Annotated in this window: 14 protein-coding genes and 1 tRNA gene; 12 read left to right on the forward strand and 3 right to left on the reverse strand. The window is 44.9% G+C overall.

Annotation, left to right across the window (positions count from 1 at the left end):
• Positions 1-24: 24 nt before the first annotated feature.
• Positions 25-846: a helix-turn-helix domain-containing protein gene (locus ACODJP_RS11590; protein WP_422481658.1), complete on the forward strand. Its 822-nt coding sequence runs from the start codon at positions 25-27 to the stop codon at positions 844-846.
• On the opposite strand, the gene ACODJP_RS11595 is transcribed toward ACODJP_RS11590, so the two are convergent.
• Positions 832-1,515 carry an LrgB family protein gene (locus ACODJP_RS11595; RefSeq protein WP_422481660.1) on the reverse strand — a complete coding sequence of 228 codons (684 nt, stop codon included), beginning with the start codon at positions 1,513-1,515 and terminating at the stop codon, positions 832-834. The genes ACODJP_RS11590 and ACODJP_RS11595 overlap by 15 nt on opposite strands.
• A complete protein-coding gene (locus tag ACODJP_RS11600; RefSeq protein WP_422481662.1) occupies positions 1,508-1,891 on the reverse strand; it encodes a CidA/LrgA family protein in 384 nt (127 codons plus the stop codon). The genes ACODJP_RS11595 and ACODJP_RS11600 overlap by 8 nt, the downstream gene beginning before the upstream one ends.
• 203 nt (positions 1,892-2,094) lie before the next feature.
• Here ACODJP_RS11600 and ACODJP_RS11605 point away from each other — a divergent pair, with 203 nt between their 5' ends.
• From ACODJP_RS11605 to carB, 10 genes are all read left to right on the forward strand, one after another.
• On the forward strand, positions 2,095-2,847 hold the full coding sequence (locus tag ACODJP_RS11605) for a DeoR/GlpR family DNA-binding transcription regulator (protein WP_422481664.1): 753 nt from the start codon (positions 2,095-2,097) through the stop codon (positions 2,845-2,847).
• Between the two features lie 40 nt (positions 2,848-2,887).
• Positions 2,888-4,258 (forward strand): dihydrolipoamide acetyltransferase family protein, encoded by a 1,371-nt coding sequence (locus ACODJP_RS11610; protein WP_422481666.1) that lies wholly within the window; start codon positions 2,888-2,890, stop codon positions 4,256-4,258.
• A 10-nt stretch (positions 4,259-4,268) separates the two neighbouring features.
• Entirely contained in the window at positions 4,269-5,621 is a 1,353-nt protein-coding gene (lpdA, locus tag ACODJP_RS11615) for a dihydrolipoyl dehydrogenase (protein ID WP_422481668.1), read from the forward strand.
• Positions 5,622-5,638: 17 nt separating this feature from the next.
• Positions 5,639-8,095 carry an alpha-ketoacid dehydrogenase subunit alpha/beta gene (locus tag ACODJP_RS11620; RefSeq protein ID WP_422481670.1) on the forward strand — a complete coding sequence of 819 codons (2,457 nt, stop codon included), beginning with the start codon at positions 5,639-5,641 and terminating at the stop codon, positions 8,093-8,095.
• 77 nt (positions 8,096-8,172) lie between these two features.
• Entirely contained in the window at positions 8,173-9,519 is a 1,347-nt protein-coding gene (locus ACODJP_RS11625; RefSeq protein ID WP_422481672.1) for a PHP domain-containing protein, read from the forward strand.
• A 3-nt stretch (positions 9,520-9,522) separates the two neighbouring features.
• Complete coding sequence (locus ACODJP_RS11630; RefSeq protein WP_422481674.1) at positions 9,523-10,686, forward strand: SDR family NAD(P)-dependent oxidoreductase; 1,164 nt, start codon at positions 9,523-9,525, stop codon at positions 10,684-10,686.
• A 13-nt stretch (positions 10,687-10,699) separates the two neighbouring features.
• A complete protein-coding gene (locus ACODJP_RS11635) occupies positions 10,700-11,971 on the forward strand; it encodes a zinc-binding dehydrogenase (protein WP_422481676.1) in 1,272 nt (423 codons plus the stop codon).
• 12 nt (positions 11,972-11,983) lie between these two features.
• Positions 11,984-13,408, forward strand: coding sequence for a rhamnulokinase (locus ACODJP_RS11640; protein ID WP_422481678.1), 1,425 nt, complete (start codon positions 11,984-11,986; stop codon positions 13,406-13,408).
• A 210-nt stretch (positions 13,409-13,618) separates the two neighbouring features.
• A complete protein-coding gene (gene carA / locus ACODJP_RS11645; RefSeq protein WP_422481680.1) occupies positions 13,619-14,800 on the forward strand; it encodes a glutamine-hydrolyzing carbamoyl-phosphate synthase small subunit in 1,182 nt (393 codons plus the stop codon).
• Positions 14,790-18,014 (forward strand): carbamoyl-phosphate synthase large subunit, encoded by a 3,225-nt coding sequence (carB, locus tag ACODJP_RS11650; RefSeq protein WP_422481682.1) that lies wholly within the window; start codon positions 14,790-14,792, stop codon positions 18,012-18,014. The genes carA and carB overlap by 11 nt, the downstream gene beginning before the upstream one ends.
• Before the next feature lie 75 nt (positions 18,015-18,089).
• Here the strand turns inward: carB and ACODJP_RS11655 are convergent.
• Positions 18,090-18,162, reverse strand: a tRNA-Pro gene (locus ACODJP_RS11655).
• Between the two features lie 158 nt (positions 18,163-18,320).
• Here ACODJP_RS11655 and ACODJP_RS11660 point away from each other — a divergent pair.
• Positions 18,321-19,874, forward strand: coding sequence for a SurA N-terminal domain-containing protein (locus tag ACODJP_RS11660; RefSeq protein ID WP_422481684.1), 1,554 nt, complete (start codon positions 18,321-18,323; stop codon positions 19,872-19,874).
• Positions 19,875-19,954 lie beyond the last annotated feature (80 nt).

Consider the following 19,954-nt stretch of genomic DNA (forward strand, 5'->3'; position numbering starts at 1 on the left):
TACAGGCATGTATATTATTGACATATGGATATCAATGACGCTGTATTTGTATATCAGATGAAGAATAGGAATGAGTTACGATGGCATGGGAGGACTCACTCCCATAACGACAGGGAGTTCGAGATCCATTATTTCTTAGGTGGCGATGGTGAATTCATTAATGGAAAGACCTCCTATACCATCAGTCCCGGAGCATTGTTTGTCAGTACTCCCCACACCGTCCATACGATCCATGCCCATGCTCAGGATCCTGTCACATATTACGCAATCCTAGTAAGGCTAGATAACGATGAGGAAACCTTGTCACTCATGCTTTCCCAACAAGAAAAGCATTCTCCATTCCATATTGGAACCAACTACCGGTTTTTTTTCGAAGAAGTTAAAGAGAAAGGGTTGTCCTCTTCATTGCATAGGAGACAATCTGCTTGTCACCAGATGTGTTCTCTCTTGTACCTCCTTGAGGAGGGTGCAGAGGGTTTGGGTAATGACAATGAAAGCCGTCACCTTGAAAGAGCGCTTAGGATCATGCAGAAGAATGTGATGGGTACGCTTACACTCGGAGAACTTTCCAATGAATTACATCTTACGGAATCATATTTTATCCGGCTCTTCTCGAGACGCATGAGACAGACTCCTATGAAATACTACATGAAACTGAAGATTGAGGCAGCAAGTGCCTTGCTGACCTGTACCGAACTTTCGGTTAAGGAAATAGCCGCCAAGCTGGGCTTTTCCAGTGAGTTTCACTTCAGTAAGCAATTCAAGTTGAAGACTGGTATGGCTCCAACGTATTATCGAAGAAATTACCTTCAGATGCTAGGTTCTGATACGCTAGAAAAACAATAAAACCATTACTACAGTTGCAAGACCGGTAGTGAAGAGAGCTATGCTGCTAATTGCTCCCTGCACCGGTCCCATTTCCATTGCCCTTGCGGTTCCAATTACATGGCTGGAGGTTCCCATAGCGATTCCCTGGAGGGTAGGGTCCTCTATATGCAACAATTTTAAAAACAACGGTCCTATGAGCACTCCGCTGATCCCAGTTACCATGACTGCCAATATCGCAAGAGAGATGTCACCTGAAACAATCTTGGAGAGGTCTATCGCAATGGCGGTAGTCACCGATTTTGAAACGAGGGAACGGAGCAAGACCAAATCCAGCCCCAGAAGTCTACCAAGTATGGTTACCGATGAGATAGAAACTCCTGCGCCAACGGTACACCCGATAATTATAGGTAATAGGTGCCTTTTCAGATGGGTGACATTCTCATATACCATAACAGCCAACGATATGGTTGCAGGAAGGATAAGCATCATCAATAACTGGCCACCTATCTGGTAATGGCTGATGGGTATCCCAAATGCTTTAAGGAACACGATACAGGCAATCGCTGCAATAATTATTGGATTAGCAGCTGGTGAACCGATCTTTCGAGCAATGGCTAGCGCAAGGATATAGCTGGCCAGTGTTAAGGTGATACCAAAAATTGGGGTAGTTAGCACAGATTCAAACATAGCTATCCTCACTCTTGCGATACTTGTCTTGTAATCGCATGACGAATTTAGCTGCTGCGAGTGAACTGAGGAAAGTGAGAATCGTACTTACAACACAGATCCCGACAAATAGGAGAGCTTGGTTGCCTAGCAACTGGTATCGTTCTGCAATCTCAACGACAGGTGGTATGAAGAGTACGCCCATATTCGCAAGAAAAAAGTGGCCTACTTTTCCAATCTGTTGCAAACGTACGAATTTGAAGACCAATAATAGTAACAACAAGAGCATGCCGATGATACTGGGGGGTATGGATAGGGGGACTATTCTGGAGAGCGCGGTTCCCACCAATCCGACAAGACTCAATATAAATAGTTGGAATACGATACTGGTTTTCACTGAATAGCAAATCTCCCTTTCGATTGTTGAAAGGCACTGTACCTTCTGCAAGTGGTTTTTTCAACCTCATGCTGCTACATCTTGTTCCATTTCGCAATAGGAGAGTGGTTATCAAAAAATATTGTTTCGAAAATGCTTGATTTCGAAAGAGAAAGGTAATAGAATCGAAAGTGAAAAGAAAAACTTAAGTAAGGTGGTGATTTGTGGTCGGTCTTTCGACTCGCGAAGAACAGATTGTGGAACTTCTCAAAGAGGGTGGTGAGATATCGGTAACCGCGCTCAGCGAAAAATTGGATGTCTCTTCTGTAACGATCCGTTCTGATTTAAAAAGTTTGTCAGCAAAAGGGATTATTGTTCGTACCCGCGGAGCAGCCATGTCTGCATATCACCCTCTGTTAGCTGAGAAACAATCGAGCAATGTGGAAGTCAAGGAGGCGATCGCTAAAGTCGCAGCCTCCATGATTCAGGATGGAGACAGGATCATGATTACGAACGGGACCACAAGTGCCCTCATTGGCAAGTACCTTTTAGGGAAGAGGGATGTCCAGATTGTATCCAACTCCACGCTTTTGACACCCTATGCGAGAATGAATCCAAATATCTCCCTTACCATGGTAGGTGGCGAATTTCGCCCCTCGGCCGAAGCACTCGTCGGTCCCGAGGCAATCAAACAGTTGAAGGAGTACCATGTACCGATTACTTTTGCGGGTACCGATGGTTTTACTCTGGAACACGGTTTGACTACACATTTAATGGAGAATGCCGAGATTGTACGCCAAATGTGCAGACAGGCAACGAAGAGTGTTTTGGTAGCCGACTCATCAAAATTCGGTAAGCAGGGGTTCGTGAGGATTTTTCCTCTCTCGGAGATAGATGTACTGATTACTGATAAGGGTCTCCCGTTATCCGCTATCACTGCGATAGAAGAGATGGGGATAGAAGTGATTGTCGTATGAAGAATGTCCAACCATAGGTTGGTTGGCGATAGGAGAAGATATGGCTGTAGAAGTAGTAATGCCAAAACAAGGAAACTCGGTTGAGTCGTGTATCATCATCGATTGGAAAGTGAAAGAGGGTGATTCCGTTTCGGTCGGAGATGTAGTTTGTGAAGCGGAAACCGACAAATCGACTATAGAAGTCGAATCGACAGCAGACGGCACCGTACTGAAGTTGTTGTATGCTGTAGAGGATGAAGTGCCGGTCATGCAACCTATCATGGTTGTAGGTAAGAAGGGAGAGAAAGTCTCCGTGGAAACATCAACACAGTCTGCGGAGAGTGAAGAGACCCAGGAACCTCATAAAAAGGAAGAGCAGGTTGTAAAAACAGGAGAGGGAGATGCAAGACGAGAGAATGCCAAGACTGCTGAAAAAGCCACGGGAATCTCGCCTCGAGCACGTGCTGTTGCAAGTTCTTCCGGTGTGGATATGTCCCTTCTTCAACCGACTGGACCGAAAGGCAGGATCATAGAGCGTGATGTTATTGAAGTACTTGCTGGTAAAGAGCCATTGACTCCTGCAGCGAAAGACGCTCTCCTTAAGAAGGGCCTTAGTGCTCCTGCAAGTGGCAGTGGGATCGGTGGTAGAGTACTCTCATCCGATTTGGTAGACTCTGGTACTACTTCCGGATCCGTAGTACAGGCTGCTATGGACCATGTTGAGGAATTCCCTGGACCATTTGAAGAAATGACGGTACGTGGTGTAAGGAAAGTGACCGCAAAACGAATGCACGAATCGCTGGCCACGACAGCCCAATTCACTATGAACGCATTTGCTGATGCCTCTTCTCTACAATCTTTACGCGCACGTCTGAAGTCCAGTGCTCCCGAGTTGGGATTACAGAAAGTTACCATCAATGACCTCATATTGTTTGCAGTCTCCCGTACCATAGTTCAGTTTGGATACATGAACAGTCACTTCCTTGGAGATAAGATGCTTACATTTAAGCATGTCCATTTAGGATGTGCGGTCGATACGCCCAAGGGTTTACTGGTTCCTGTGGTGAAATATTCTGACAAGCTCTCTCTCAAACAATTGAGTGATGAGTTTAAACGCCTTGCAACAGAAAGCATGGAGGGTAAAGCTCAGCCTGACGATCTGTCGGGGGGAACTTTCACCGTTACCAATTTGGGTTCTATGGGGATTGAAAGCTTCACTCCAGTGATCAATGTTCCTGAGGTTGCCATTCTAGGAGTTGGGGGCATATCACTTCGAGCAAAGGAAGATTCCGACGGAGACGTATTTTTTGTCCCTCATATCGGTTTATCGCTCACTATTGATCACCAAGCTGTAGATGGTGCACCGGCAGCACGTTTCTTGAAAGCACTGTGTGAGAATATCGCTTCGATCGACCTGTTGATGGCTTTATAGGGGAATGTTCATGGAATTTTTTGATTTGATAGTAGTAGGAGCCGGTCCTGGTGGATATGTAGCAGCAGAGCGCGCTGGAGCACTAGGAAAGAACGTCCTTCTTATAGAGCGTGATCAACTTGGTGGTATTTGTACTAACTGGGGTTGTATTCCGACAAAGAGCCTTCTTAATTCTGCGAAGCTATATCGTCATGCAAAAGAGGGCGAAAAAATGGGAGTTTCTGTGCAATCGGTCAGTTTTGACCTTGGGACGGCTATGGCTTGGAAGCAAGAGACCATTGAGACGCTCCGAAGTGGAATCCAATTTTTAATGAAAAGCAATAAGGTCACCGTAGTATACGGTGAAGCTGAATTTGTAGATGCGCATCATATACGCCTTGGAGAGACCACATACGAATGTGCGGATCTGATTTTGGCTACTGGATCTTCACCTGTTGTACCCCCCATCGAAGGCCATAATCTTCCCCATGTACTGACGAGCGATGGAATTCTTGCTATCGATGCACTTCCCAAGTCGCTCGCAATTATTGGCGGAGGTGTAATTGGAGTCGAATTCGCTTCATTTTTCTCATCGGTAGGGGTTAAGGTCTCTATTGTTGAAATGATGGATGAGATCCTTCCTATGATGGATAAGGAATTCGCTAAACTTATGCGTCGGGAAATGAAGGATGTCGATTTTCATTTGGGTTGCCGAGTAACGGGAATAACCCAAGAGGGTCTCATATACACTGATGCTGACGGAAAGGAACAGAGACTTAATTCGGATCTGGTCTTGATGAGTGTTGGTAGACGGGCAAATACCCAGGGAATGGAGAATCTGCATCTTAATATCGAACGTGGCGCAATCGTCGTCGATGAGAAATTGAGAACGAATATTCCCCATGTCTACGCTGTTGGAGATGTCAACGGCAAGTCTCTGCTCGCCCATTCCGCTTCAAGGATGGCCGAAGTTGTTGTCTCGAACCTGTACGGAAATGGTGGTCAGAAAATGCGGTACCATGCTATTCCTTGGGCTGTGTATGGTATCCCCGAAGCCGCTGGGTGTGGTTTGACTGAGAGTGAAGCTAAGAGGCAAGGCAGGGAAGTTGTCGCTGCTACAACCCAAATGCGCGCCAATGGACGATTTCTTGCTGAACATGGAAAGCGCGCTGCAGGCTTATGCAAAGTGGTTGTAGATGCTGAAACAAAGGTAATCTTGGGAGTACATCTTCTGGGACCGTACAGTAGTGAGATGATTTACGGCGCCGCTACGATAATTGAAGCTGAGCTCAGGATCAAGGATGTAAAAGAGATAGTATTTCCCCATCCAAGTGTCTCTGAAGTAATTAAAGATACCCTATTCGCAATAGAACATACCCTCTGAGGTAAAGGAGCAATATCATGTCCAAACAAATATCGTTCGACCCGATGAAACTTCGTGAGAAAGATACCATCAAGATTCCCTCGGTACCAGTGAACCACTATGTTCCCGACTTCAAGAAAGAGTTGAAGACCTACGGTAAAGAGCGCTTGGTGAAAGTCTTTTATGATATGTTGGTAATACGGGAATTCGAGACTATGCTCGATTCCATAAAGAAGGAGGGCGTGTACCAAGGGATTTCCTATAATCACAAAGGACCTGCCCACCTGAGTGCTGGTCAAGAATCAGCAGCAGTAGGGCAGGCGATGAATCTGGACCCGGAGGATTTTATCTTCGGTTCTCACAGAAGTCATGGGGAAATCCTTTCCAAGTGCCTTTCTGCGATAGCCAAGATGGATGAAAAGGATATTGCCAGTATTCTGGAAAACTACATGGATGGCCAGACGTATGAAGTAGTGAAGAAGCACTTTCCCGGCAAGGATGCAAAAGATCTCGCTGAAAACTTCATTATCTACGGGACCTTGGCGGAAATATACGCTAAAGCCCCTGGCTTCAGCAAAGGCCTTGGTGGCAGCATGCATACATTTTTCGCTCCATTCGGTAGCATGCCCAATAATGCTATCGTCGGAGGGTCGGGTACGATTGCTTTCGGATCTGCATTGTACAAGAAGATCAATAGAAAGAAAGGTATCGTAATTGCAAATATTGGCGATGGATCACTCGCAAGAGGTCCCGTTTGGGAAGCTATGAATATGGCCTCAATGGATCAATACCATACATTGTGGGGAGATATGAAAGGAGCTCCTCCCTATATGGTGAATGTATTCGACAACTTCTACGGTATGGGTGGACAACCTGTCGGAGAGACTGGAGGAATGGGGGTCGCGGCACGAATGGGTGCCGGTGTGAATCCCGATGCGATGCATGCTGAGAGGATTGATGGTTTTAATCCATTGGCTGTTGCGGATGCAATCGCCAGAAAGAAGAAGCTCTTGCTCGAGGGCAAAGGCCCAGTCTTTATGGACACCATCACCTATCGGTTCAGCGGTCACAGCCCTTCGGATGCCATGACTTATAGGACTAAAGAGGAACTGGAAGCATTCAAGGAGCAGGATCCAGTTTTTGCCTATGGTCGCTATATTGTAGACAATGGGTTGGTCTCGGAAGATGATCTTAAGGAAATGCAGTCGGCAATTTTAGAAAAGATGCGCAAAGCGCTTGAGATTACTGTTGATGACAAAATTTCTCCCATGGTGGATGAACAGTTTATCGAGAGTGTCATGTTCAGCAATGGAAATGTCGAAAAACTCGATGATCGTGAAGTCGAATTGAGTGAGAAACTCGAAGATAATGCTCGAGTCCAGCAGATAGCTAGACGTTCTCGCTATGCCTATGATGAAAACGGAAAAGAGCTCCCTTCCAGTAGACAATATCAATATCGTGATGCAGTATTTGAAGCCATGGTTCACCGATTCAGTATCGATCCAACCTTAGTAGCTTATGGAGAGGATCATCGGGACTGGGGTGGAGCTTTTGCTTGCTACCGGGGACTCACTGAATTACTTCCTTATCATCGTTTCTTCAATTCTCCCATCTCGGAATCTGCGATAGTCGGTAGCGGAGTAGGTTATGCGATGTCCGGTGGAAGAGCTGTCGTAGAATTGATGTATTGCGACTTCCTCGGTTGTGCCGGAGATGAGGTATTCAACCAGATGCCAAAGTGGCAGGCTATGTCGGCCGGAGCGCTAAAGATGCCGTTGGTATTACGTGTTTCTGTAGGTAATAAATATGGTGCCCAGCACTCACAAGAATGGACGAGCATGGTTGCGTCAGTTCCAGGTTTGAAGGCTATGTATCCGGCAACACCCTACGATGTAAAAGGTATGCTCAACTATGCTCTTCGTGGAACAGACCCCGTAGTATTCTTCGAAAGTCAGAAACTCTACGGTATTGGCGAACAATTTGTGAAAGAGGGTGTGCCTGAAGGATATTATGAGATTCCCGAAGGAGAACCAGCAATCCGGAAAGAAGGTAATGATATTACCTTGATTGCTCTTGGACCAGCTTTGTATACCTGTATGGATGCGGCAAAACAATTGAAGGATTCCTACGGTTTAGAGGCAGAGGTAATCGACTTGCGTTGGATTAACCCACTCAAATATGGAATGCTGGTGGATTCAATTAAAAAGACCGGTAAAGCAGTTCTGGTAACCGATAGTGCCGAGAGAGGTAGTTATCTGCAGACAGTTGCCGCCAATTTAGGTAGGCTGGCGTTTGATTATCTCGATGCACCTCCTGTAGTAGTAGGTTCACGTAACTGGATTACACCTCCTGCTGAAATGGAAGATTATTACTTCCCTCAGGTCGATTCGATCATCGATTCGATTCATGAACAAGTTATGCCAATCGATGGTCATACGGTGAAAAGAAATAAAACTGATGGTGAGTTCAACCGTATCCAGGCAGATGGTGTATAGGACAGCATGGAGAAGAGTTTACAAGACCCGCCGTCAAGGGCGGGCCTTGGACTAATTATCCAGTAGAGGAAGATTTTATGAATATTTTGGAGAGCGTCCGTAACGATATAAACAGTCCCGATAAGAAAACCAGACTGGATGCCGCATCACGTTTGGGTGAGGCATGTAAAGATGGAAGTTTGAAACGAGAGCGGTCGGAAGAGGTCAACAATCATGTTCACACGACCTATTCTTACAGTCCCTATGAACCTTCGGCGGCGGCTCTTGCTGCATGGGAGGCTGGATTGGGTATAGTCGGATCCATTGATCATGACAGTATCGGCGCGGCAAACGAGATGTTGGATGCCGGGGCGAGGATTGGCATTGCCACTACGATTGGCTTCGAGGTCCGTTGTGGTTTCCAAGATACCCCCTTTGCAAATAAGAAGATAAATAATCCCGATTCCGAGGGTATTGTCTATATGTGTGTTCATGGAGTACCGAGGAAGGCCATAGACGAAGTGGATGAATTCCTTTCTCCAATAAGACGTGTCCGCAATGAACGAAATCGTGCACAGGTCGAAGCTTTAAATAGATTGGTCTCCAATAGTGGGTTGCAACCAATCGATTTTGACAAGGATATAGTTCCTCTCTCCCGTTGGGATTTGGGTGGTAGCATAACCGAAAGGCATATTCTGCATGCATTTGCCCAGAAAATTCTCGACCACGCTCCAGAAGGTGAACCGGTTGTCTCCTTTTTGGAGAATAATCTCAAGCTAACGGTAACAGGAAAGATTCGTTCTTTCTTACTAGATACCCAGAACCCCCACTATATATACGATCTGTTGGGAATACTGAAAGGTAATTACCTTCCCCGGTTCTTTATCCAACCAAGTAGGGAGGAGACGGTCGATGTCCGGAAAGTCGTAACATTCGCAAGATCGATTGGGGCAATTCCAGCATACGCATATCTTGGAGATATCGAAGAGAGTGTTACTGGTGATAAAAAGGCTGAGAGCTTTGAAGACGCTTTTCTTGATGAGCTCGTTTCATATTTGGCAGGGATTGGATTTCCTGCAATTACTTATATGCCTCCAAGGAATACTAAGGCTCAAATGGAGCGCCTCCAGAATTTATGCAAAAGATACGGGCTCATGGAAATAAGCGGTGTCGATATCAACTCATCCAGACAATCTTTCAATTGCCCACAGATGTTAGAAGAGGGTTGTGCGCATCTGGTAGATTCTGCCTGGGCTTTGGTCGCTCATGAGAAATTGACTAACCATAACAGTAAGTGGGATTTGTTCAACCCAGAGAATCCCTTCTCGTCAAAAACCTTAGAGGAACGTTTGCACCTCTATGCGAATCTTGGTAGAAAGATGGATCCTTTCAATCCGTCCTCGATTATCGATGAAGCAGACATGTTGTTGAAAAAGGAGAAGTAATACATGGAGATACCGAATAAGAAGACCACGTCATGGATACCACCTATCGTTCGAGGTATGACATTCGATGGCGAGACAGGGCTTTTTGTTACAACTATAGAGTCAAAAAAGGCTGACCTCATGTTAGAAGCTGTCGGATCCCATGAGTCTTTAGAATCACTGGTGAGTGCATGGCAAAAGCAATTCGAGAGTTTTTGTACTACTGAACAACAGTTTCCTACAACGATCGGAGTCGAAGGTGACTCCCTGATAATGGGATTAGGACTGATGTTTGATCAGGCTAGTGGTGGTAGAGGAGTAGAAAAAAAGCCTTTCATACCAGGATCATCCAAGCGTTCTGAGATCATGAAGAATAAAATATCCTTGGTCACCGGAGGAGCTCAAGGCTTTGGTGAAGGCATGGTAAAAGGTTTAGTTGGTGAAGGCGGCTTCGTCTATATTGCAGATATGAACCTAGAGGGAGCCGAAGCATTAGCCAAATCATTGAACGAAGAGTATGGAAAAACTGTCGCAAAAGGAATCTATGTGAATGTAACCGACGAAGATTCGGTTGAAGCGATGATGGATGAGGTTGCACTGACCAGTGGTTCTCTCGACCTATTCGTCTCAAATGCCGGAGTCCTGAAGGCAGGAAGCGTAAAAGAGATGGCTTTAAAGGATTTTCAATTCGTTACCTCGGTAGATTACACAGGATTCTTCATATGCACGAAGTTTAGCGCTAGACAAATGGCATTCCAAAATTTAGGCTCAAATAATCGTTATTTAACTGATATTGTAGCAATCAGTAGCAAAAGTGGCCTAGAAGGCTCGAATAAGAATGGTGCCTATGCAGGGGCAAAATTCGGTACTATCGGATTAGCCCAGAGTTTTGCGCTGGAATTGGTGACCGATAATATTAAAGTGAATGCCGTTTGTCCTGGCAATTTTTTGGATGGTCCCTTATGGTCCGATCCTGATAGAGGACTTTTTGTACAGTACTTGCATGCTGGAAAAGTACCGGGTGCTAAATCCTTGGAAGATGTAAGAAGATTCTATGAATCGAAGGTTCCTTTGAACCGGGGTTGCCGGACAGAGGATGTCGTACGTGCAATATGTTATATTGTTGAACAGAAATATGAAACAGGACAAGCCGTTCCAGTGACCGGCGGTCAAGTAATGCTTAACTAGGCGGGAGGAAGCCATGAAAACTAGAGCAGTTAGATTATATGGAAAGAATGATTTGAGGATAGAGGAATTTGAACTACCTGCAATCAAGGATAGTGAAATTCTCGCGAAGATAGTAACCAATAGTGTCTGTATGTCAGACCACAAGGCCGCTGAGCAAGGAGCAGACCATAAAAGGATTCCAAGCAATGTAGCTGAAAATCCAATCATGTTAGGTCATGAGTTCTGTGGGGAAATTGTTGAAGTCGGCAAAAAGTGGGCCGATTCCTTCAAATCTGGCGACAGATTCTCAATCCAGCCTGCACTCAATTACAAGGGAACCTTGGATGCTCCCGGATATTCTTACCAATACATCGGAGGTGATGCTACCTATATTGTGATTCCGAACGAGGTAATGGAGCTTGATTGTCTACTGAAGTATGAGGGGGATGCCTTCTTTCTCGGATCTTTGGCCGAACCAGTTTCCTGTATTGTTGGGACCTATCATGCCATGTACCATACTACCGGAGGCTCATATGTCCACAAGATGGGGATTGCAGAGGGCGGTAATGTCGCTATACTTGCCGGTGTAGGTCCCATGGGATTGGGAGCGATCGATTATGGTCTCCATTGCGATAGGAAGCCTGGCCTTATGGTGGTTACCGATATCGACGAGGCTCGCCTTTCCAGAGCGGCTGAATTGTACCCTATAGAAGAGGCAGCTAAGCAAGGGGTTACGTTAGTTTATCTGAATACTAAAGATCTTGATGATCCTGTCGTAAAACTCAAGGAACTTTCAGGAGGACATGGGTATGATGATGTATTCGTGATGGCTCCTGTAAGACCCCTAGTCGAACAAGCGGATGCGATCCTTGCCAAAGATGGCTGCCTAAACTTCTTCGCAGGACCAAATCGAACCGATTTTAGTGCAATGCTCAATTTTTATAATGTACATTACGGCTCAACCCATATCGTGGGTACTAGTGGTGGAAATACCGATGATATGAAGGAATCTTTGCAGATGATGGAGAAAGGTTTGATCAATCCTGCTGCCATGATCACCCATATCGGTGGATTGGATGCGGTGCCTGAGACCGTGATTAAATTACCTTCAATTCCAGGTGGCAAGAAGCTCATGTACACGCATATAGATCTTCCTCTGACCGCGATTGTCGATTTCGAAGAAGTTGGTAAGAAAGATCCCCTATTCGCAAAATTAGCTGAAATCGTCGCAAGACATGGAGGTCTCTGGAATCTCGAAGCGGAAAAGTATCTTTTGGAAAATGCTCCAAAGCGCGAAACCAACTAGAGGAGGATTCTCATGGCCAAGTATATCGCAGTAGATTTGGGAGCTTCCAATGGTAGGGTTATCGTTGGTGACATCTCTGGTTTCGAGGTGACAAACAGATTTGTCACCCGTAACGAGATGTTGCTGGATGAGTCACATTGGGATATTACCTATATATTTTCAGAAATCAAAAAGGGAATCAAATCTGCTTTTGCCAAGTATGGGGACGAAATTGTCTCTATTGGAGTCGATTCCTGGGGTGTCGACTACGGCTTGCTAGATGGGCATGGATCGTTGATAGCTCTTCCATATCATTACAGGGATGCAAGAACCGATGGCATGGTTGACGAAGTATGCGGTAAACTTGGTAAGAAGAATATATTTGGCAGGACGGGAATAGCTTTCCAGCAATTCAATACAATATACCAACTAGCGGCAATGGGAAAATCCCGTCCCCATGTTCTCTCTCTAGCCAAACAATATGTCTCAATACCTGATTTGATCAATTATTGGTTGACTGGCGTAGTAGTGAATGAGATTTCTCATGCTTCTACAACACAACTGTATAATCCAAAGACAAAGGACTGGGATTGGGAGACGATTGAATCATTGAACTTTCCAAAGGAAATGTTCGGTAAATTGGTCCCTAGCGGCACGGTGGTAGGGCCTTTGCATGAGAGTGTCGCACAGGAACTTGGTTCAACTGGTAAAGTTGTCGTTGTTGCAGTTGGCTGTCACGATACTGCTTCTGCTGTCGCGGCCGTCCCTGCTAGGAAAGGCGAGGACTTCTTGTACATTTCCAGCGGAACATGGTCTCTATTGGGCGTGGAATCCACATTACCCATCCTAAGTGATTCTGCTCTGGAAAGTGGATTCACGAATGAAGTTGCTGTAAATGGGAATATCCGATTCCTCAAGAATATCATGGGCATGTGGATACAGCAGGAGTGTGTCCGCTATTGGGAGTCGAGAGGTGAGACTATTTCTTGGAAAGACCTAGATAAACAGACATTAGCATGTGCTTCATATCCTGGATATATAGACCCTGATGACAATAGGTACCTTAAGCCGAATAGCCCCCAATCATTAATGGTGGATCGAGTTTCAGAGAACTGTAAGGAGTTGGGTTTTGAAGCCCCTTCTAATTATGGTGAATATATGGTTGCCATCTATCGTGGACTTGCAAAGGCGTATGCCAAAGCTATAAGGCACTTGGAGTCGATTACCGGAAAGAAGTATTCAGCTCTTCATATCATTGGAGGTGGTTGTAAGAATGAGATTCTGGACCAATGGTCTGCCGATGAAACTGGGCTGAACGTCTATGCTGGTCCTATTGAAGCCACGGCATTAGGTAATATGGTCGTGCAATCTTATGCTACAAATGGAATCAAGAATCTACAAGAGGGACGTGAATTAATAATCAAACACCAGAAAGTAAAAGAATTCACTCCTGTTTAAAGGTATCGGTTGCTTCAATTAGATCCGATTGCACATGATTGTGTAGTCGGATTTTATTATATGTGGCTGTTGCAAAAATGTTGCAAAGAAGCGAATATGAAAAAAAATTTGTATAAATATGTAAAAAGTGTTGCATAAATATCCGTTAATTAGATAATATGCAACAAACATAAAAGTGCTTCGCAACAAGATATGATGGAGGATTTCAATATGTCTGATGCAATGTTGATATTGGCTGATGGTACGGTCTATTGTGGTAAGTGTTTTGGCCGTCAAGCTCCATCCTATGGACAATTAATGGATATGTCCTATCAGGATGCTCCAGTTGGAGAATTAGTATTTAATACTACCATGGGTGCTTACCATGAAATTATCACAGATCCTTCTTATGCAGGACAGTCCATCGTAATGACTTCTGTCCATATTGGAAACTATGGAATGGATGATTCATGGAATCAGATGATAGGTGATACTCCTTTATGCAAATCACTAATATTGCACGAATTGTATGATGGACCAATTCCCTCAGGACGAATTCCCTTAGCCGAAATGATGAAGCAATGGAATATCTGTGGGTTGGAAAGAATCGATACGCGCGCTTTGACTCTGCATATACGTGATAAAGGGAGTATGTACTCAGTAATCATCGGTGAATCCAACCTTTCTAAAAATAGAATCAAATCAATCGTTGATTGGCTTAGCTCATGTCCCCCGATGGAAGATTGGGATTTTGTTTCTAAAGCAGCTATCGACGAACCGAAATATATGCCAACGGAAGAAGGCAGTATTGCCCATTATGCGTTGTGGGATTTTGGGATAAAGAAATCAATCGTGACACAGTTGCATGCGCATGCGATAGATGTGACAATATTTCCCTGTTCGCAAAAGCTGGAAGATATTCTGACAAGAGAGCATCATTTTGATGCTCTCTTTCTTTCAAATGGACCAGGAGATCCCGGTTCACTCGAAAAACATGTCGAACAAATAGGCAATTTTATTGGTAAGATTCCTATCGTAGGTATTTGTTTAGGGCATCAACTTGCTGCTAGAGCTATCGGAGCTACTACAGAAAAGATGCTTTTTGGACATCATGGAGCAAATCATCCTGTACGTGATCTGAATACCCAAAATGTCTACGTTACTGCCCAAAACCATGGCTACTGTGTAGTAGAGAAAACACTTCCAGAGACAGCTGAGACTTGGTTGATCAATGACAACGATGGGTCACTGGAAGGTTTCTATGACTCTACGAGAGGGGTGATGACAGTCCAATTCCATCCGGAGGCAGCCCCTGGTCCTTGGGAAGCAAGGAAAATTTTCCAGACTTTCATAACATTCGCGAAAAATTATACCAGCAATACTTTTAACCAGGAGGTTTCCCATGCCCGCTAGGAAAGATATCCACTCAATTCTCATTATTGGAAGTGGTCCCATTGTGATCGGACAGGCATGTGAGTTCGACTATTCGGGAACCCAGGCTGTGAAAGCACTGGAAGAAGAAGGCTATCGTGTCATCCTGGTGAATCCGAACCCCGCAACGGTCATGACAACTCCCCATATAGCCGATGCAATCTATATGGATCCATTGACCGTACCCTATGTTGAGAAAATTATTGCAAAAGAGCGTCCTGATGCAATTTTAACTACAATGGGAGGCCAAACTGGTTTAAATGTTACGATCGCTCTCCATGAAGCAGGAATTTTGGAGAACTATGGAGTCAAAATTATTGGAGCCAGTATCGCGTCTATCGAATTGGCTGAAGATAGACGAAGATTCAAGGATATCGTCTCATCACTTGGATTGGAGTCGGCACGATCGGTAACCGTAAAATCTCTTCAAGAAGCAAGGATATTCAAAGATCTCGTTGGATTGCCTCTCATTCTTAGACCCAGTTTTACCCTTGGGGGCTTTGGCGGTGGTATTGTAAAAAGTGAAATGGACTTCGAACAGATGGTAAAATCTGCCTTGTCGGCTAGTCCTACACATGAAGTTTTGGTAGAAGAATCGCTTCTCGGATGGAAAGAATTTGAGTTGGAAGTGATGAGGGATCAACACGATAATGCGATAATCGTCTGTTCTATCGAGAATATCGATCCAATGGGAGTACATACAGGTGATAGTATGACTGTAGCTCCAATCCAGACACTTACTGATGAAGAGTACCAGAGCATGAGGATGGCTGCGATAGAGATCCTACGGGCAGTCGGAGTCGATTGTGGTGGATCGAATGTACAATTCGCATTTGATCCGGAAACGAAAAGAATGGTGGTTATTGAGATGAATCCAAGGGTATCCAGATCTTCGGCTCTGGCGAGTAAAGCTACCGGATTCCCTATTGCTCGCTGTTCTGCGAAGCTTGCAGTTGGATATACTCTGGATGAGGTTTTGAATGATATAACAGGAGTCACTTCGAGTAGTTTTGAACCCGCACTCGATTATTGTGCGGTGAAGGTTCCTCGATTCGAGATGGAAAAGTTCCCCATGCCAACAGATGCTTTGGGAACCCAAATGCGGAGTGTAGGAGAAGTCTTGTCAATTGGCCGGAGTTTCATAGAGGCATTGAACAAAGCCATGAGATCAAATGAAAGAAATCTTGATGGAGTGGTTAGATTGGAAACCATTGATGGCTATTCGCTATCGGATGTTCCGATCATCATGCGTAGCGCCCATCCTCTACGAATCTGTGCAATCTATAGCACGCTTTGGGAGAGCGGGGATGTCGCAATACCGGAAATTCTCAATATCACCCATTTTGACAGGTGGTTCATTCACCAACTCTATAGATTGAGCCTATTCGAGAAAAATCTGATCAAGGAATCTTCGAGAGAGAACCTATCGGCAGAACTTCTAAAAGAAGCTAAGAGATTGGGCTTGAGCGACCAACGTATAGGATTTCTCACCGGAGTTACCCAAGAACAGGTGCGAATGGATCGCAAGAGGCTGAATATCGAACCAGTAGTCCATTTCGTAGATACCTGTGCAGGAGAATTTGCGGCAAAGACTACCTATGCATATACAACGTATGGAGAAATAGATGAAGCAGAAGAATTCGATTCACGTTCTGTTGTGATAGTCGCAAGTGGACCGAATAGGGTAGGACAAGGCTTGGAGTTTGATACATGTTGTACATTGGCTTCTCTAGCCTATAAGGAATCTGGAATAAAAACCATTATGGTCAATTCAAATCCGGAGACCGTATCGACCGATTTTACCATTTCTGATCGACTCTATCTTGAACCTCTCGTTCCTGAGCAGGTATTACATATCGTAGAACGTGAAAAGCCTGCAGGTGTCGTTCTGCAGTTGGGTGGCCAGACGCCACTATCCCTGCTTCAATCATTGCATGATGCACATATTCCGGTAGTCGGGACATCCTATGAATCTATGCAATTGGCTGATGATAGGGGGAGGTTCTCTGCCCTAATTACAGAATTGGGTCTTCATCAAAGTAAAAACATGACAGCTGAATCATCTGAGTCTGTGCTTCCCTGTGCCAAAGAAGTCGGTTTCCCTGTCCTCCTCAGACCGTCTCATGTCCTAGGTGGTAGGAATATGGCTATTGTGTATGATGATCAAGAACTACAGTCCTATCTGCAAAGTGGTGTTAAAGTTTCATCATCTTCCCCACTTCTGGTGGATCACTTTTTGGAGGACGCCTTCGAATATGATCTTGATGCTCTCTGCGATGGGACTTCTCTCTATATAGGAGGGATTGTACAGCATATCGAAGCGGCTGGGATTCATTCTGGGGATTCGGCAGCAGTATTCCCCCCATATGCCGCCAAGCATGAGATATTGGAGGAAATGCGCCAAGCTGCCTATGCCATTGCCCGTAGACTGAAGATAGTGGGATTCATGAATATCCAGTTTGCTGTCCAGCATGATCAACTGTATATCATTGAAGTCAATCCAAGAGCCTCAAGAACTGTTCCTTTCATTGCCAAATTATCCCAGGTCGATCTAGTACGTGCTGCTGTAGGTATTTGGGAAGGACATGATCTGGTAGAACAAGGTCTCGTTGATCGAAAGGGAGGAATTGGAGAAGGTACGTGCAAATATGGATGGGCTGTAAAAGAGGCAGTATTCTCCTTCGATAGGTTCGTTGCCATGGACCCCCAGCTTGGTCCCGAAATGAAATCTACTGGTGAAGTCATCGGTATTGGTGCGACCTTTGGTGAGGCTTACGCGAAAAGTCAGATAGCCTGCGGGAATAGCTTACCGAAACATGGAAGGGTTTGTGTGTCGGTCAATAAAAGAGATCGGGAAACGATTAAAGGAATAATCAGGGAGTTGAAGGAACTGGGATTTGAAATTGCTGCAACTCGAGGGACGGCAAGAGACCTTTTCGATGCTTCAATCGTTTGTGAAACCATGCTAAAGACAGACGAAGGGCATCCCAATATTATCGACCATCTTAAAAATGGAAGGATAGATCTCCTTATTAACACACCTATGGGCAAGCGTGCGCAGAAGGGGGTTGAGAGTATTAGATCGGTTGCTTTGACGCAAAAGGTTCCCTACACAACAACCACAAGTGCAGCTGCAGCGGCTTTGGCGGCGATAAAATATCTTCGCGATGGAAATGTGGGGATTGTTAGTCTCTAACCATACGACAGACACAAGTGGAAAATGGCTTTCTCACATGTGTCTATCTTACTAGAGAATTCTTTTGATAAATTATCGGGCAGAGAGGATTTGAACCTCCGACCCCTTGGTCCCGAACCAAGTGCGCTAGCCCCTGCGCTACTACCCGAATTACGATATTGTGGAAACCACAACGGTAAAAACTATATACAACGGGTTGTTTTGTGTCAATGTGCAACATTGACACTATATTCACTACATGCTATTTTTCTTGAGATATCCTTTACAAGAGGATACTCCCAATTTGTGCATAAAAAGAGGTCGTACATGCCTTCAAAGGATTCCAAAACCCCGGAAAAGGACGAAGCAAAAGTCGTCAAATTCAAAGCTGGTGAAGATACCGGTTCCAGTGTCGCAAAGAAGAAAGGTGGTGTCACCTTAACGCAAATCATTACCTATGTGATACTTGGGTTGCTTGCGATAGTACTTGTGGCAGGTGTCTTTCCATCCTTCGGGACGCAGGGCTCAGCAACAAGTATTCAATTCGGTAGCTATGATGGCACACCGATAGAATTCTCATTCGGAAACTATTTCTATCAGCAATACCAAACCCAAGCTCAACAAAATAGGGGCTCTGGAGACTCTGCTGCTTATCAAATATGGCGTGCTGCATTCGAGAGTACGGTTTTCCATACTGCTGTTACCAAGATGGCTGAACGGGCAGGAATCAGAGTTGTAGATGAGACGTTGAATAAGGCAATCATCGATAGTGGTGCTTATGATAAGGATGGAAAGTTCGATGTAGGCACGTATGAGAAGGCTAGTGTGGAGAGTAAAAACCAACTCAAGACCCAGTATGAGCAAAACCTACCGGTCCAGATGGTTATGGAGGATGTCGCTACGGTTTTATCTTCCCCTGCTGAGATGGATTATATTGTTGCCATGGGAGATTCAGCCAGATCGTTCGAATATGTCGCTTTCGATTCTTCTACCTATCCTGATGACTTGGCTCGTGAATATGCAATGGCGAATCCTGCTCTTTTCACACTGATCGATGTCTCGGTAATTACCGTATCAGATCGTGAGACAGCTGAGACATTGAGAGCTTCGATCGTAGATGGTGATATTACCTTTGAAGAAGCTGCACGCACCGACTCTATCGATGGTTTCTCTGAAGAAGGAGGTCGTGCAGGAATTTGGTATCTTCATGAACTCCAGGGAAATTTCGCTAACCCTGAAGAGGTCAATGCACTCTTTTCGACTGCAGAAGGTACCGTTTCCACTGTATATGACGCTCCAGGCGGGGCTGCATTCTATCGGGTAGAGAAAAAGCCGTTCCTTGCCGATTTCGAAGACAAGGAAGTATTATCTGATGTTAAGAATTATATAGGTACCAATGATGCGGCAGTGATTTCTGCTTATTTGGAGCAGGAAGCTCAAGAATTTTCCCAGCTTGCTGCCTCAAGCTCTGACTTCGTTACGGCAGCTACTGATGCCGGCTATGAGGTTGTGAGTGTGGAAGCTACTCCTGCCAATATCGGAGGATCCAATTATCTCACCGGTTTCTCCTATACCGATCCAGCTGGACATCTTAATAGACTTGCAAATGACAATGAGGCTATGGGAACTCTCTACTCTCTTGAAGTAGGATCGGTTTCCGAACCACTTGCTTCGGGGGATATTTTTGTCGTAGCCAAGGTTGTGCAAGAGACTCCCATGGATGAGGAGACAAGAGACTATTTGAAATTGGTCTATCCCTACATGAGTCAGTCGCAGAGTCAACAGGATTTGGTCCAATCAATATTCACCTCAGAAAAGTTTGAAGATGATTTCCTGATGAGTTTCATGGAAAATATCATGGGAATTGAAGGGGATAATTAATTCCCAAAAAAAATAAGGACAGCAGAGCTATGATTAGGGAACCGATCTCTATTAACGATGCTCATGTTACTTCTGATTGA

The sequence above is a fragment of the Pleomorphochaeta sp. DL1XJH-081 genome (genome assembly GCF_049310885.1).
Classification (GTDB): Bacteria; Spirochaetota; Spirochaetia; order Sphaerochaetales; family Sphaerochaetaceae; genus CAYZJV01.